General features: G+C 46.1%; 9 protein-coding genes. 1 reads left to right on the top strand and 8 read right to left on the bottom strand.

What is annotated here, in order from left to right; genetic code table 11:
• Window positions 1-3: 3 nt before the first annotated feature.
• Window positions 4-1191: an N-acetylglucosamine-6-phosphate deacetylase gene (gene nagA / locus ACAN55_RS10330; protein ID WP_379131694.1), complete on the bottom strand. Its 1188-nt coding sequence runs from the start codon at window positions 1189-1191 to the stop codon at window positions 4-6.
• 211 nt (window positions 1192-1402) lie between these two features.
• Here nagA and ACAN55_RS10325 point away from each other — a divergent pair, with 211 nt between their 5' ends.
• Window positions 1403-2446: an SIS domain-containing protein gene (locus tag ACAN55_RS10325; RefSeq protein WP_379131691.1), complete on the top strand. Its 1044-nt coding sequence runs from the start codon at window positions 1403-1405 to the stop codon at window positions 2444-2446.
• A gap of 114 nt (window positions 2447-2560) precedes the next feature.
• Here the strand turns inward: ACAN55_RS10325 and ACAN55_RS10320 are convergent, their stop codons facing one another.
• The 7 genes from ACAN55_RS10320 to ACAN55_RS10290 form a co-directional block, all read right to left on the bottom strand.
• A complete protein-coding gene (locus tag ACAN55_RS10320) occupies window positions 2561-4174 on the bottom strand; it encodes a response regulator transcription factor (RefSeq protein WP_379131688.1) in 1614 nt (537 codons plus the stop codon).
• A 16-nt stretch (window positions 4175-4190) separates the two neighbouring features.
• The gene (locus tag ACAN55_RS10315; RefSeq protein WP_379131684.1) at window positions 4191-5903 is read right to left on the bottom strand and encodes a sensor histidine kinase; all 1713 of its coding nucleotides are present in this window, start codon (window positions 5901-5903) and stop codon (window positions 4191-4193) included.
• On the bottom strand, window positions 5900-7456 hold the full coding sequence (locus tag ACAN55_RS10310) for an extracellular solute-binding protein (RefSeq protein ID WP_379131957.1): 1557 nt from the start codon (window positions 7454-7456) through the stop codon (window positions 5900-5902). The genes ACAN55_RS10315 and ACAN55_RS10310 overlap by 4 nt, the downstream gene beginning before the upstream one ends.
• A gap of 392 nt (window positions 7457-7848) precedes the next feature.
• On the bottom strand, window positions 7849-14247 hold the full coding sequence (locus tag ACAN55_RS10305; RefSeq protein WP_379131680.1) for an S-layer homology domain-containing protein: 6399 nt from the start codon (window positions 14245-14247) through the stop codon (window positions 7849-7851).
• Window positions 14248-14404: 157 nt separating this feature from the next.
• Window positions 14405-15244 (bottom strand): carbohydrate ABC transporter permease, encoded by an 840-nt coding sequence (locus ACAN55_RS10300; RefSeq protein ID WP_379131677.1) that lies wholly within the window; start codon window positions 15242-15244, stop codon window positions 14405-14407.
• Window positions 15245-15253: 9 nt separating this feature from the next.
• Window positions 15254-16132: a carbohydrate ABC transporter permease gene (locus tag ACAN55_RS10295; protein ID WP_379131674.1), complete on the bottom strand. Its 879-nt coding sequence runs from the start codon at window positions 16130-16132 to the stop codon at window positions 15254-15256.
• Window positions 16133-16202: 70 nt separating this feature from the next.
• Window positions 16203-17534, bottom strand: coding sequence for an ABC transporter substrate-binding protein (locus ACAN55_RS10290; RefSeq protein ID WP_379131672.1), 1332 nt, complete (start codon window positions 17532-17534; stop codon window positions 16203-16205).
• Window positions 17535-17667: the final 133 nt, after the last annotated feature.

The raw sequence follows: 17667 nt of genomic DNA, 5'->3' as shown, positions 1-17667 counted from the left end.
TTGCTATTCACCGTCATAAACCAATTCGCCCAGCACATAGGTCTGGCATACCCGGAATTGTTCGTCAATCAGAATCACATCCGCATCCTTCCCAAGCTCAATCGTTCCTTTGCTGGAGCCTAAGCCGATTTGAATAGCCGGGTGAATGGTCATTGCAGGAACAATATCGGCGATAGCCATTCCCGTAAATACAGAAGCTTTCTTCAGAGCGTCAATCATTGTCAGTGAACTGCCCGCGAGGCTTCCAATCCCGCCATCTTCTCGCTTGAGGTGTACCGTTCCTTCGTGCATAACAACGGGCAGCTTACCTAATAGATAATCGCCGTCCGCACATCCGGCAGCACACATACTATCCGTGATCATAATCACCTTACCGGCGGGCTTTACAGCGAATATCCACTTGATTAAATCAGGATGGATGTGTTCACCATCGCAGATCACTTCTACTGCCAGCTGGTCAAGCATCAGCGCTGCTCCTGCAGCACCCGGCTCCCGGTGATGGAATCCGCGCATCCCATTGAATACATGGGTTACCTGGGTTGCTCCCCATTCCACCGCACGGGTCATCGTTTCATAATCTGCATTGGTGTGACCTAGTGAGACCGTCACGCCTTGCCCTGCCGCATATTTGATCATGGCCTCAGCGTGCTCAAGCTCCGGGGCAATGGTGACTACCTTAATTTCTCCACCTGATGCCAGCCAGAACGCCTTGAACTCTTCCATGCTGGGTTCACGAAGATCCGCAGGATTCTGCGCGCCGCATTTCTCGGCATTCAGAAAGGGACCCTCCAAATGAACACCAAGCAAATTAGCGCCATCTCGCTTCCGCTCCAGCTTCATCGCCGCAGACACAGCCTGCAGCGCCTGCAGGATTTCATCTTGCGACGCGGTAAGTGTCGTTGCGAGCAGAGAAGTGGTTCCCTTAGATGCATGAAACCGGCACATCCCAAACAGCTCATCCACGTTACCCCGCATAGCATCGTACCCGCCGCCGCCATGAACGTGAATATCGATAAATCCGGGGAGCAGCATTTTTCCTCCGGCATTTATCGTGTGCCACTCTGACCCATCCCGCCTCTGTATTCTCGGCTCACTGCTAATTTCACTGATTTTACCCTTCTCAATGAATAGACTACCGTCTTCAATCCAGCCGTCCGGTGTCAGAATGCGTGCGTGATAGATTTCAATCATTTCGTCCTTGGATCACCTTTCCTCATATTAGATTATGATTGAATAGATCATTTATATACTAATGATAATCGCAATATATGATTTAATCAATCATTTAATGCAATAAAAATGATCTTTTATATAAAAATATTGATTGAATAAATCATTTACTTGATTTACTATTTGATTATATCGAAAACAATTCGTCTATTTCCGGGAGGTTGTACAGTCAATGAGTTTAACTTATAAAGAAATCCGGCAGCAATATACTGCTCTGCAGCTAACTTTTGACTATATGCTGGCCAAAAAAGAAGAGATCGTACAATTTGTGCATTCATGCTCAATAAACTCCGTTACATTCGTGGGCTGTGGTTCAAGTTATTGTTTGAGTGAATCAGCTGCATTCTCTGCGGTTGTGCGTGCTGGCTTGCCGTCCAGTGTACTCGCAGGCGGTGACTTGATGCTGAATTTCCGGCAATATTCGCCTATACTGCGGAACACGCTGCTGATTGCCCCCTCACGCTCAGGCAGTACCAGCGAAGTTGTTGAAGCTGTTCGACGGATCAAGGCAGAACATGATGTGCCCGTATTGGCTATTTCCTGTGTAACGGATTCTCCGCTTTCGAGGAAGTCCGACTTTGCTCTGGAGCTGCCTTGGGCTTTTGACCACAGTGTGTGCCAGACCCGTACCGTGACCAATCTTTATATTGCTAACCTGATGCTCACAGCCTTCCTGGGAAATGATGAGCGGGTGATTGCGGAAATTAAAAATGCCATTCTTCAGGGTGAAGCCTACATGGCTGCAACAGAAAGCGAAATCCGCAAGGCTGCCGATGGTGACTGGAATAAAGTTATTCTGCTGGCAGATGGAGAACTGTACGGTCTTGCATCTGAAGGTGCTATAGCGTTGACCGAGATTGCCAAGGTTCAGGCTCATGCCTTCCACCTTCTTGATGTCCGTCATGGTCCAATGGTGACTGTGGGTTCCGACACACTTGTTATCGCTGCAATCACCGGAGATGATACCAAATACCAGTTGAATCTCTTGCAGGATATAAAAGATAGAGGAGCAACCATCATTGCACTAGCGGACCACGAATCCAGTGAATTGACCGGAATTGTTGATCTCGCCATCGTTTCAGAACATCCGCTTGATGCAGCGGCATTGGGCATTCCTTTTATCTTCATTCCGCAGATCGTGGCTATCCATCAGGCGGAGCGCCTGAACATCAATCCGGACGAGCCGGATGGACTGGTAGCTTGGGTGGAACTGTAATTAACTCCGGAGATAATTGTGCAGACCCAAAAAATCCCCTATTCATCTGCTCCTACGCAGTGAAAAGGGGACTTTTTCAACAAAAATAGATACAGCCTCACTCATGATAAGGCCTTATAAACTGTTCTTAAACTCTTGCGGCGTCATCCCGTACTGGGTTTTAAACAGTTTAATAAAATACTGCGGTTTCTGATAACCGATTTCATGTGCAACTTGGCTTATCTTCAAATCTTTGTGCTTCAACAGCTGAACCGCCTTCTCCATTCGCAGGCGAAGCACAAAGTTCGAGAAATTCTCTCCCGTTTCCTGTTTAAATAAGTTGGATATATATACAGGATGCAAATTCACATGATCGGCAACCGCTTGAAGTGTAATAACGTTGATATTGTCTTGTATAAACCGGCGGATCCGTTCCATCAAGTTAGACCGTATATTGTCCAATCGGCTGTCACTGTAAGCTTTGATTTGGACAAAGCTGCTGAATGCCCAATCTTTTAACGGCTCCAGGCTCCAACTGGCATCAATTTTCAGCATTTTCTCGATGTCCCTTCCAAATACTTCAAAGATCCGCTTTCCTTTTTTATGCAAGTAATAGGAGTAGGCTTGCAGCAACGTGACATAGATTTCAACACCGTACTCACGGGCTCCGCTGCCTGCTCCTTCTAACTCGTCGAATATGCGGATCAGCTTCTCCTCAAAGGCTGCCCACTGCTCGATATCAATTAACTCCATTAAAGTCTGGGAACGATATAGCTCGGCAAGCGGCTGAATTTCGAAAGCTTCCTTCTTCTGTCTCACATGAAAAAAACTTTCTGTCTGATAGCCTATATAATCGGTATATACCGATAAAGCAGAGTAGTACATGGACGATATGTCTTTCGGGAAACCTCCCCAATTGCTTAGCACAATAGAAACCTTCGATTTCAAATATAATTTAATTTGATGCTGGGAGAGCCTGGCCAAATCCTCTATGATTGCGGAGCTGTCTGTGCCGGATTCTTCAACTTGTTTGGCTTGAACCAGAAAGATCAAATAATCATGAGAATCCTTACATTGCATCACATTAAATTGATTCGAAAAAACTTCTTCTACGATGTTAATCATGGCATATTCGATCAATGAGAGACTATAAAGATCCGTATTCGAATAATCCTCCTCCACTCTCATACATAAGAGAATGACCTCATTTTCAAAAGAAAAGGGAAGCCCATACAGATGAATCTTATCCTTCAGATCAGATATGGGGTGATTTTTGCCGGATATTAAATCAAACAGAAACAACTCTCTTAATTTAGGTAAGCTCTCCCGGAAACGGTACACAAATTTCTGCTGACCCAGCAGCTCATTACCTTCTATAGTAATCTTATCAATAATATTTCGAAGGGTTTGCTCCAATTCCTCGTTCGATACCGGCTTCAAGAGATAATCGCATACTTGCTGTTGAATGGCTTCCTGTGCATATTGAAATTCATCAAATCCGGTGATAATAACCGCTTTCGTGTTTTTCCATTTCTGATTGATTCTGGCGATCAATTCAAGTCCGGTCATGCCGTTCATCTGGATATCCGTTACAACAATATCAACGGAACGGTAATTCAGCAGCTCCAGGGCTTCCTCGCCGGAATATGCCTTATAGACATTGCTGATCCCCATCTGCTCCCAGGGAAGTCCAATCGCCAGACTGTCAACCAAATGTGTGTGATCATCCACAATCAATACTTCGTACATCCCTATACCCCCTAGATCAAGATACAACTTCCCGGTTGCTCCAACACAATTCTACGCATAGCCCGCCTAATTCCGATTGACTGATCAGCAACCCTGAGTCGCCGCCGTACATCAACCGCAGACGCTGATGGACATTTTTCAGCCCGGATTCTAACTCCTCGTTATTGGAATAGATCTTCACTCGAATAGACTCCATGACTAAATAATCAATTCCTGTGCCTGTATCCTCAACCGCTACATGGTTCATGCCTTCTTCCCTCCAGCATCTAATCCGAATCACTCCATAATCCGAATGATTGCTAAACGAATGAAGAATGACATTCTCGACAAGCGGCTGAACGATTAACCGCGGAACCTCCAAATCTTCCATCTGCGGATCAACCTCGATATGAAATTCGAAATCGTCTCTCAGCATGCAATGGATCTCCAGATAGAAATGGATCAAATCCAGTTCTTCTTTCAGACGTACCATCTTACTCCCCGTTTTGGTCGTGTAACGATAATATTTGCTTAAATTCATGGTCATCGAAATAGCGGCTTTATCTTCTTTCAGCTCAATCATACTTTTGATATAAGCAAGCGTGTTGTACAGAAAATGCGGATTAATCTGCGACTGGAGCTGCTTCAGCGTTGCATCCTTCGACCGGAGCTGTTCTTTATACACATCCTCGATCAATTCCTCGATTTGGGACGCCATAGAGTTAAATCTGTCATAAATAAACCGGTACTCGCCTTTGGGCTTGTCTGTCATTCGCACAGAATAAATCCCTTTTTCAATCAAATTCATATTCTTGATCAGTTTCCGGAATGGAATCTGAATATTTCGATACATCACAAAAGCAAGATAAGCCCCCATAAACAAAAGCATCCCGCTGATCATATAAAACATGTTCTGGTTTCGACTGATGGGCGCCATAATATGACTGATGGGTACATAATCCACAAGATACCAGCCTAGGGATTCCAGCTTCTGATAGTGTACTTGAAATCTCGTTTTGTCAGATTCAATCAGCATATAGCCGCTTTCCATCGAGCTGTCTATCCCGCTAAGCCGGGGCAGTATTTCGTTCATTTGATCAACATTTACGGAATAATTATAAATAGGGTCCGCTCCCGGATGATACAGAAACGGATCTCCCGAACCCTTCGCTTTAAATTCAGACAAGGCACTCCGCAAAGCGGATAAACCAAATTTAAGCACAATTCTCATATGCGCCTCGCCTGGCTCCACTGAATTTTCGGGATAAGACAATATTTCCATGAAATAATCCTCATTGGGATCGGAATAGTATTGCCAGAATGTATCCTGTGCAGGAAGCTCCTTCGGAAGCGCATTCAAACTGGAGTTGCTTTTGATGACAATTCCAGTGCGGGGGTAGAGAACTGCGATCACTGCCTTCCAATCCCCATAACCGGCCAGTCGATTAATTTCTTCAGCGACCGTTCGATTAACTCTATATTTATCCAAGACGTCGTCAAGCAAATCAGGATAAGCTAAATTACGTACATCCGTGCTCTCGTAGAGCATTTTTTTATAAGTATCCAGCCGGAAAAACAACTGATCCAATTGATTGGCTAACGTTTCTATCTGATATTGCTTCACTTTAATGATTTCGTCAGTCAGTACACGTGTACTTGTCCGGTTCGACACCCCAAACAGAAAAAGAATCGGGATCAGCAAGATCAATAAAGTGGCTATCAGTTTTGTGAATATGCTGAATCTGCTCATGATCGATCCCTCTCCATTTTAGACATAGCTTCTGACTTTTGGAGTTTGAATTCAGCGAACTGCTTTTTCAATTCAGCAAAAACAATGTCATAACCTGCCTTCTTGAGCGCCGTAATAGCATCATCATAATATTCATCATAACCGGCCAATCCAAAATTGATAGGTTCGAACTTCTCCTTATAAACCGCCATAACCTGCGCCATCTCATGTTTGACGGGTGTCTCGTTGAAATGAAACCCGAACAGCTTGGAAATACGGGAGTTCTCGTCGTTCGCAAGCATGTCTTTAATGATGTCGTCCTCTACACTGGCAGGTGCGATAAAATAATCCTTGTTCCGCCACATCCACTCATACATCAGCTGGTCATTGGTTAATAGCTTAATTTTACCGTTCTCAAGTTGATAGTCTTTTCCCTCTACCCCATAGATGATAAAGTTGTAGTTCTCTTTGCTATGCAGAATCCAGTTCATAAACATCATGGCGCGTTCAGGATTTTTGGATGCAGCGGCTATCATAAATGCTTCGTTGCTTGGGGTAGTAATAAACTTAGGTTTGTCTTTTGCAAAATAATACTCGCGCAGCCTGGCGTCCGGATCGGCATTCCGTGCCGTCTGCAGGTTCTCCATCGCCCTCGAGACCGCTCCCACTCGAAAAAGAAGTTTCCCTGCATTCTCCTGATCGATTTTCGCTGCCGGATTGCCCACCAGATTTTTATCAATAATCCCTCTTTCCACCCATGACTCGCGTAATTGAGCTACTTTTTTGTACAAATCAGACTCTACATAACTCAGCATCTCCCCGGAATCCTCGTCCACCATAAATAACAGCCGTTCGTCCAGTGAAGAGTAGTTTCGGTCTGTCAATTCGCGCCACAGCATTTCATGCCCTCGGTCCGTCTCCAAATAACCATAATAACTCGGATCTATAGCGTGCATTTTTTCGTAAAATAATTCAATATCAGCGATCGTCTTAACTTCTGACATGCCGACCTTCTCCAGCAAATCCTGGCGGACCATCACGGACGAGAATTTCCCTGCGGATGTAAAAGCCTGAGACGGTATCGCCCAAAGCTTTCCATCGATCCGGTTCTGCTCGAAATTCTCTGCGGGAATATGTTTGATAAGATCCTGCCCGTATTGGTTCAGAAGGTCATCTAAAGGCTGAATATAATTCTTCGTGTAGTACACAGAGACGAATGGTGCGCCATACCAGAACAAATCATAATTTTCTCCGGTGGATAAGGCCAGCTCCAACTTTTGCTGATAATTAGACCATGGAATATATGTCAATTCAAGCTTCATATGTAGATCTTTCTTTAATCGGTCATTTAATTCATTCTCAACGAAATCCCCCATACGCGCAGACAGATCGCCAGGCATAATCACCTTCAATGTTACCAGTGATTCCGGCTCGTCCTCCACTGGTTTATTCGCTTCATTGGCATTGTGGAATTCCGGTGAACCGGATATTTCAGGACTGATATATTTGCTGTACATGATGTACATGATAGTCACGAAAAGTAACGCAACCATCACACCGGCAGCACGTTTCATCAAAAGCACAACCTCCTTCACCAAAGAACCTCAATGCTAGTCTACACTAAATCTATCAAAGCGAATACAATCCGACATAGAACAGGAGCACATGAATTGTGACGTCATGTGCTCCTGCAGCTAAAGAATAGAAATACTGGATCGGCAATGTGGCAACTACAGTGAATGTTTTGACTTACGGCCGCTGTTGTCTCCAGATTTCTTGATTATAACCGCTGTTCGCGGTTGAAATCCGGAGACAGCCTATGCTTACGATGCGAGCTTTCCTACAGAAAGCTTTCGGGCGGACGCTCTCGCTCCTCCAGTTCAAAAATTCCCTTTCGTTGCTTTTTGCCTGTCAGTTTCTTTTTTCTTAAGCCGGTACATATTTTGATCCGCAAAGTGGCAACTACCTAGTTAATAAATTCTACATACTGCAATAGCCGTTTGAGCATTACAGCAGCTTCTGCCCGGCTCGCATGGGCTAAGGGATCGATTGTCGTTGCTGATTTGCCCTGGATGATTTGAGCGGCGAGTAGTTCAGCTACTGAGTGTTTGGCCCAAGAAGCAATGGAACCGTTATCCGTATATTTCCCGAGGATTTGTTCATTTGCATCCTTAACCTGGTCAGATGGGTTCACATAATCCAGAGCTCTGGATAGCATCACAGCCATTTGCTCGCGGGTGATCACTTCATTTGGTTTAAATGAACCATCACTGTAGCCTGTAACGAGTCCCGCACGAGCCGAGGTTGCAATGACATCTGCGAACCAGTCACCTTTGGCAACGTCACTAAAAGCTGCATCTTTACCCAGTGAACTCAACCCAAGGGAACGAACGAGTATCGCCGCGAACTCTGCGCGGGTTACCGGTTGGTCTGGTGAGAAGCTGTTAAGCGAAACCCCGTTAATAATCCGCTTGGAGGCGAGCAGCTCGACTTCTGGTTTGGCCCAATGGCCTTGAAGATCAGAGAACGTCTTCGTGCCCGAAACTACAGTATAAATACTGTTCCCGTTCCGCTTGATTACAGCTTCTGTATTTTCACCATGACGTACAAGTATTGCCGGCACAAAACTAAATGTCTTTGTGTTCGGGTCAAATACGAGTGCAGTAGTATTCGCCGGATCAACGGTTCCCGGCAGAAGTACCGTTCTTTCGAGATAGGTGCTTCCGAAGTTCGTCAGCTCAATCGACCGTCCGTTAGCACCCGCCGAGATTGTGTAATCCAATGCAGGTGTAAGCATTGTCAATCCCTCTTGGCTTGCCTGTTCAGATAATTGATTTGCCATACTCCCTGCAACTCTGTCAACACTTATACTTATGGTCATATTTTCAGGACTCACGCCAAGTTGTTCCGCTAACGTGGCCAGTCCTAAAGTTTTGACAGGAACCTTGTAGCTTCCGAAATCCGTCTGCACAATTACTGAGGCTTCCGGCAGCCCATTTACTACATCTGCAAAAGCAGAGGATGGAATATCGACCTTTACGCTACCGCCGTTGTTGTTCAATTCGATCGTAACCGAATTTGAATTAAGGGCATTTGGATTGGTTTGAAGGGCATGGAAAGCATCTTGCAGCTTCTTCGGATCAATAGTTGCTGCCGTTTCGATTACACCATTCTCATTGGTAGTTTGAACATTTGTCACCGCATCTTGTCCCAGCTTGATTCCGTTATCCGTGCTATCAAGCGCTGGGGTTGCGGGTTGTGTGGATGTCCCCCCTGAAGGAGAAGGCGGGTTCGAACTGGATGTAACCGTCACATTAAATTGCTTTTCCAGATTGCCGTCAGAAGATTTAGCAGTAATAACGGTTTGGCCTGCACCTACTGCCGTGACCAACCCTGTGGCAGAAACATAGGCAACTTTATGGTCTGCAGATGACCATACCACTCTTTTATTGCCGGCATCTGCCGGAGCTACCGTGACGTCAAGCTGTTTGCTTGCGCCTGGAGCGAGCTGTACCTGTCCGGGCGTATTTGCGGTTAAACCCGTAACCCTTACCGCGGCCTCGGCAGCACTGTTCGACACGTCCACGCTACCCAGATTCAGCCAGCCGCTACCATTCTGCCCGGTATTTGCGAAGCTGAACTTCTTGGCGTCTGCATTAATTTGTTCTAGCGGATTGACATAACGCATCAATATTTGATAGCTTCCATTACTTAATTCCGGATTATTTAGAGATTCAAACAGCTTATTGTGATCAAATCCATTCGTATTCGGGAGAATGTCTTTCAGATCCCACTCCGGATTCCATATCTTAATCATGTCATTTCCTGATTTGGCAGCAAGTTCTACCTTCCAGCTATCGTAGAAAGGCGCTACGCCTTTGTTCTCAAGCTCTACTCCTACTTTCAGGTTACCGTCCGCTGCGTCCAGGTAGGCGGTGGGGACATAATATTCATAACCCATCCGGCGTGACCCCTCGGTAGCTCTTGCCAAAGGCGCAGCATCCAGTGGAGTTTGGAAGATTCCCTGAGCAATCAGCCAGGAGGCATGGGTTAATTCCAGACTTGTGTAGTAATCTTCTCCTTGCGCCCCCTCGATCGGCGCCGATGGTTCATTGTATTTAGGCGGGTCATTGTTCCACATCTTCACTTGAATTTCCGGTCTCATCTCTCCGCCCATACTATTATTTTTCCAGAATTCAGTGACTCCTGCGTCATTGACTCTACCCCAGAAATGCCAGCCTTGACCTCCGAGGCTTGGGGGGAGCGTCTGGAACGCAAATGAATCATCATGATAGCCGACATCGAAGTTTTTGGTTTTGAGCGTACTGTTATCCATTGGATATCTCAATACAAGCTGCGTTTGGTTAAAGGCATTGTCCATTGAGGTAAGTACCCGCTTCAGGTTAGCATCGGTTGGCATCAGATTCGGCGATTTCAGATTTCCGTCATAGGGATACGTATGCCATTCTCCCCAGAACCCGATTAATCCGATCATGATGGAGCCGACGCGAGGGTCGCCGTCATAACGAGTTCCAAGCGCGCTGATGAAATTATCCAAAGCATCCAATAAACGCTCATCATTATAGTCAGGCGCTACACTCGTGGCATCCTTGCCATTGTCGTATTCCGTATAATTGTAAGTCGTCAGCCCTTCATCCAGCAGGAATTGCGGTATTCCTGAAGGTTTGTTCGGATAATCCAGATACACCCTGAACACGGCCTGGTTACCTCTTGCTGCTACTGCAGCAAGCCGTTTATCCAGTTCAGACCAATTAAAGTCATCCATATTGTTCATCAGCTTATTTAGCGGCAAGTAGAAGAATTCCAAGCTGTATGGCAACTGGGTTGGACGGTCTCGCCAATCGTCGCCGGCTTTGAAGTAAGCTTCTTCAGAGGCATCATAGAAAGGAAGGAAGCCCTTTAACGGATTATCCACCGGTGCTTGTTGATACTCCAAAGCATGTGTTCCAGCCGCTGTAGCCCAAGCCGGCGGACTCGGATGGTCAACAGGAGGTGTCGTCGTGCCGGCTCCACCTCCGCTTGTTCTGCCCGCTAACGCATACACTCCAACCTGGTCTATGCTAAGAACATTGTCAGTCTGATTTTTAGGGCCAAAGCCGAATTGAATTTGAAGGACTTTGCTCTTATCGAATGCAGCATCGCAAGCGCCGCAGCCTTGCCAAGCAGATTGGGCAAATGCGCTCCAGGGAATCCGGACCATTCCTTTGTAGCCCGGAGCAATCGAAAGGGAACCTCCTCCGAGATTGGTAGTCTTCCAACCGTCAACTGCATTGTAGAACTTCACAACGCCCCCCTGTTTTAATGAGAACTCGCCTTTTGGCGCATCGGTAACAAGCGCTATATTCAGATCCATATTTTTATTGCTTGGAGATGTATGATTGACCCAGAAGGTGAGTCCGTCAAATGCCGACCAATCCGAATCTGTTCCTGTAAACGCTGCACGTTTAATATTGACCCAGTCAGACGCAGATTTGCCCGCAGGAGGAGAAACTGAGAACTTCATCGCTTGACTGCCATTTGAATAGTTCACATTGTCAATCGTGCGGCGTGCAGAGGGTTCTCCGGATTCCCAATCGATTCTCCAGATGTTCTGCAAAGCGGCATCATCTGTATAGGATTCGAAATCATCGAGTATTTTATCTGCGCGATAGAGCATGATGTCATCAATCGTGATGACGTTATGGATATACCCTTTGGGCGGGTATCCGAACTGAAGCCCGGTTACTTCGCTTGGATCCAGCGCGGCAGGGCTGTCAGGCTGAGCACCGTCAAACTGCCATGCGGATTGAACAAATTGATCCCAAGGGATTCTTACAACACCTTTAAATCCAGCAGGAACATTCAGTGAGCTTCCATTGAATGCCGCAGGATGCCAGCTGCCGTCAGGAGCAATCGTTAGTGCTAACCCTCCTTCTTTTAAACTGAACTCGCCTTTGGCAACAGGCGTCTGCAGCGCAACATTTAGGCTGAAATCCTTATTGTCAGTTGTTGTATTGTCCACCCAGAAGCTTAAACCGTCGAAACGTGACCAATCTTTTGCAGCCGAGGGGATGGAATGGATGATGTTCGACCACTCCGAATCGGCTGTTGCAACCGAAAGCTTGAGGCCTTTGCTTCCGCTCGATTGGCCCAGTGCTCTTGTAACAGATCCGGGCTTATCAGACCACGCTTCAGTCCACGCTTGCCCTAGAGCAGTATCATTGGCATAGGATTCGAAATCCTCAATGAGCCCCGGTATTTCTGAACCAGAACCAGGGTCAGTTCCAGGTCCGGTGCCGGGATCACTATCTGATTCAACCTTGTCGGTAAAATAAATTTCATCAATATAGATAGTGCCCGTAGTATCCCAGACAGCTTGTGAGATCGCCACACTCCAGATCGTTTGCGACAAATCCACCCCTTTAGTAGGCAGATCTATAACCAAGTCTTTGTAGCTGGTTGTTATCGTATCACCACTGAACTGAGCGATTGTTTTCGTTACGCCGCCAATACTGACACTAATCTGATTCTCTTCTCCGCCAGCGGCTCCTTTGACCCGAATGACCAGCTTCCCGGTATCTGATAGATTTCGGCCAACGTTTGTTTCCAGGCGCGACATATTCTTATATTGCAGAACTAGTGCGCCGTCCTGAGTAACCCCAGCGCCGGCTCCGTTTGCAAATCCGCTTGAACCGGTCCATTGATTCAGATCATTTTGAGTGCTTCCAGACCATGCTGGCGTACCATCATAATTATCCACAAGCAGACGTTTGGGCGGCAGCGGCGGTGAAGTTGGTGGTGGTGTAGAATTACTCTCCCCTACCAGCACGGGCCCTAAATTGAGCCAGCCTTCGCTGTCTTGGTCCGTATTCGCAAATCTTACCTTTTTCGCTTTATTGCTCATGGCCTCTAACGGATTAACGACCTTCATAACCAAATAATAATAACCATCATTCAAGCCCGGAGCAGCAATGGAGGTATCAAAATAATAGGGTTCGCCAAATGGGACGTACTGTGGAGCTCCGGAGAGATTCCACTCAGGATACGTCCTGATCTGTAATGGCATAACCTTTGTCATATCCCACGCCGTATCCCACTCTTTAATAAGCTTCCCTGATAAATTCTTAACTCCCAGTTCAACCTTCCAAGGGTATGCGAAGGGAGCAACACCATTATTCTGAATGGTTACTCCGACCTTTAGCGGGTCACCTTGAGCAACATCATTATAATAAGCACTCTTCACATTTAAGTCGTAGCCCATCTTTCTCACGCCAGCAGCAACGGTTTCATCGTTAGCATCATAGTTGCTGATCCCGCCTTGATTAATCATCCACGTGGCATGAGTCAGTTCAATATCATCCATCGCACTGTCAACATTAGCACCACCGCTGAAGAAGCTGCTCTGAATTTCCGGACGCACTTCTCCGCCTACAGATTGCGTTATCCATTTATTCTCTGAACCCGCTTCCAGCATTTTGGTCAGGAACGAGTAATAGGCTCCGCCCATACTCTCTGGTTGTGTTACACTCTGGAGCGGGTCGCCTTCCTTGTACCCAAAGGAGTCATCATGGTATCCAATATTAAATCCCGAAACGCCTGGCAGGCCGGGATACCGGACCTCAAGCTTGGTTTGATTAAAAGCGGTATCATATGCGGTAAAAATATCTCCGATGGTTTCAGCATTAGGCATGTAGTTCGGCAAACCGTCTGCAGTATCCTCATCATAAGGGTAAGTATGCCATTCCCCCCATAATCCAACGAGGCCCATATGAATAAATCCGATGCGCGGATCTCCATCATATTTGGCACCGAAAGCTTTAATAAAGTTCGTCAAATACGTTACCATTAACGGATCATCATAGTCAGGCTCATCCTGGTTAAATGTCTCGTTATGACGCATGGCAACACCGCTTTGATGAATAAAATCAGGTATTGCATCCTCTTTACCCGGATATTCCAGATATACTCGAAGCGCCGCCTGATTCCCTCTTGCCGCAATTGCATCCAATGCCGGCTCTAATCCAGCATCAAAAGTATAGGTATCAGAGCCATTCATCACCGCTTTCAGCGGGACATATACCCACTCCAAGCTGTGGGGGAATGAAGTCTCCGTCTCCCAGGGATAGAATGGCGCAAACCCTTTAAGCGGATTGTCGAGCGGACTTGGTGCATAGGTTAAATCATGCTTGGTTAATGTACTATCCACTGCCGGGCTCAAATACGGATTAGCGGGCACGCGCGAAGATTCCGGGTCTGCATGCACTCTGCCTGCAACACTCCCCAAGAACGTACTCAGTAACATGATTACAATAAGCATCACTTTGAATGATGCCTTCCTAAAGCTGTACACGGATAATGGATTCATCGAATGCCTCCTCATTAACGCTGTTATCAATCGGTGAGAACGATATCATAACGACAGGTCAGCAACAGGCCTATCCGGACTTACATAAGTCCGGATACCTGAGAAGAGTTGATTTCATAACCGGTGAAGCTTAGAAGAAACAATGGAAATATCTGATTTACCCTTTATGCGCACTGAATGCTATACCTTCGATAAACTGCTTTTGAAAGATAAAAAAGAGGACGATCATTGGAACTACCGCCATGAAGGCACCTGCCATTAACACAGGGTAATCCGTTCCGAACATGGAGACTAGCGTCGCAATACCTGATGACAAGGTCATCTTCTCAGGTGAGCTGTTAATAATGAGCGGCCATTGCAGTTCATTCCACGACCACTGTAATTGAATAATTACAATAGCGACTAAAGCCGACTTGACCAAAGGAAGCATGATATGCCAATAAATTTGAAATGGATTGCAGCCATCCAGTACAGCCGCTTCCTCCAATTCTTTAGATATGGTCAGGAAGAATTGTCTTAAAAGAAAAGTTGCGAAAGGACTGATGAGCGAGGTAATCCAAAGCGCTGTAACTGTATTCACCAATCCCAAGTCACTCATCATCATATATTGCGGCGTATAAAATACAGGATTAGGTACCATCATGACCGAGATAATCAATGCAAAAAGAAGGGTACTTCCCGGAAAACGGATCCGCGCAAAGGCATAGGCTGCCATCGAGCTAAATATCACTGGAAACACTGTTTTCATGAACGCTGTGAAAATGGTATTTATGTAGTAATGTGAGAAGGCCGATTGCTTGATCGCTTCCGTAAATCCTCTTAAGCTCGGAGCCTCCGGAAAATAACGGATTGGAATTTGCGTGGCTTCCGTCGTTGTCTTCAGCGAAGTCAGCACCATCCATATAAATGGAATGAGCATAGCTATTGCGCTGATAATTAGAATGATATGAACAATCGAGTTGATTTTCCTCGCCGATGCGATGTGCACTTCTGTCATCCTCCCTTCTCAGTCGTAGACGACCCATTTTTTTTGCAGAGCAAACTGGATTCCTGTCAGTATGATGTTAATCAGCAATAATACATTGATAATGGCTGCACCATAATTCGGATTGAAATATACGAAGGTATTCTGGTAATAGGCATAAACGAGTGAGCGAACTGATGGCAGCGCCACATTGGTCTTCCCGATGATCAGATAGATGGAGTCGAATATTTGCGTGGCTCCAATCAAAAGGATGATACTCGTGAAGAAAAGTGTCGGCGTCAGCATCGGAATGGTAATATATCGAAACTTGCCAAATCTCTTGGCACCGTCAATATCTGCAGCTTCATAAAGTGATTTAGGTATCCCTTGCAGACCTGCGAGGATCAGCAGCATATTTAAGCCGATGGCCCCCCACACGCCCACGATCACGAGCACGAACATGGCATAATGGGGATTCGACAACCACGCTATGCGGGTTCCCAGGATATTGTTGATAAGTCCGAAGTCTTGAGCGAACAATACGACCCACACCATCGCTGCCGCTGCAGGCATCGTGACCTGAGGCAAGAAAAAGATAACACGGTACACGGATAGCCCCTTGATCTTCGAATTCAGCAGCACAGCAAAAAAAGTAGAAAGGGCAAGTGTAATCGGCACAAACAGTACCACATAATAAAGGGTGTTGCGCAGATTCTGCCAGAACTCTTCGTCATTGAATAACTTCACATAGTTATCAAATCCAACCCAATGATTGACAAGCCCGAAATTCTCCGATTGCTGGAACCCTAGTAAAATCGATTGGAGAACCGGCCAACCCCAGAAAATCAATGTGCCTAGGAGAGTCGGCGCGATCATGAAATAGGCCCACACATATCTGCTCCTGGAATTCAAAGAGATCACTCCTTACATATTGGGAACGTTCCTGATCGTCAGGAACGTTCCCTGAATTACTACAATCTGTACAATAGATTTATTTCGTTTCTGCTATGGCTTGATTCATCATCTCAGCAACCTTCTTCGCTGCTTCCTCAACGGAGATCGCTCCGCCCCACGCTTGCGACATAATCTCAGGCTCTTTCGCGAACCACACCGGATATGCGAGCGAACCGCTAGGATACGGAATCGCATCCTTTACTTGATCCGTGAAGATATGAAGATTCAAATACGTTCTCGAAGACAACCAAGCATCCTGGGTTCCGTTAAATGCCGGTATTGCCGCACCCATTTCTGCTGTAATTTCCGCCGCTCTCTTAGATCCAAGGAACTTCAGGAATAGCCAAGCCTCATCTTTGTTCTTACCGCTTGCAGACATGACGTTGCCGAGTCCATTGATGATATTGGCTCTTTTCACCTTGCCCTTCGGCAGCATGGCCCAATCCCATTTCCCCTTAATAATTTCGCTGCTGTCAATATCGCTAATCCGCCAAGAGCCATCGAAGATCATCGCTAATCTTCCGGACTTGAACATCTCGGTGGCTTCGGTATCTGTCATTTGTTGATGCGTCGGAGAAGCGCCATCAAGAGTCATTTGATAACGGGCTTTCAGCGCTTCAATCGAAGCCGGATCATCATATCCCGATTTACTCATATCAGCGGACAGGATAGATCCGCCATTAGCCAAAATATCATTCCAATATCCGGTTTGCGTATCCATCTTCGCCCCGAAGCCATAAATGCCTTTGTCAGGCTGGCTCAATTGTTTGGCAACCTCAGCAAGCTTGGCATAATCCCAAGTATCATCCGGATACGGTATACCGGCTTGATCGAACAGCTCCTTATTGTACGCCAAACCGATCGTATCGAAATCCTTAGGTATACCGTAGTTCTCTCCGTTCAGCGTATATATAGAAGCGAGGTCTGCGGCATAATTATTCAGATCGATCTCTCCAGCCTGTACTTTGCTTGTGATCGGTTCAATAAATTTACCTGTTGCGTATTTAACAAATTGACCTCCGTGCATCCAGAATACATCAGGCAGCGTTCCTGCCGGGGCAGCAGCGGACATCTTAGTCCAATAATCACCCCATGGAATAACTTCGACCTTAACCTTGATATGCGGATTCTCTGCCGTGAACTCCTTCGCAATAGCTTCCATCGCCGGCTGCTGAATTTTATCCCATATGGAATAAGTAAGCGTTACGTCCTTTTGGGGCTTCTCAGTTGCTGCTCCGGCATTGCTGTCCGGACTCTTGTCTGCTGCGTTGTTTGCGTTGTTAGAGTTGTTGCTGCATGCAGATGACACAAGAGCAAAAACCATGAGAACAACTACAAACAAGAATGAAAATTTGTTTCTATTCTTCATTTGACATCCCCCTAATGAATTGTTTAGGCAAAATATTTGCGTAAATGTTGATTACGAAACACCTTGCCTCTTTACATTTTCATTGTAATCCAATTCTATAATCCCTTTAAATGCCTCATTTTAAAGATCACAT

Origin of the sequence: Paenibacillus oryziterrae, from assembly GCF_042610485.1 — a bacterium.
Classification (GTDB): domain Bacteria; phylum Bacillota; class Bacilli; order Paenibacillales; family Paenibacillaceae; genus Paenibacillus_AQ.
The sequence above is the reverse complement of the archived record's forward strand: the minus strand, read 5'-3'. Positions and strand labels throughout refer to the sequence as shown.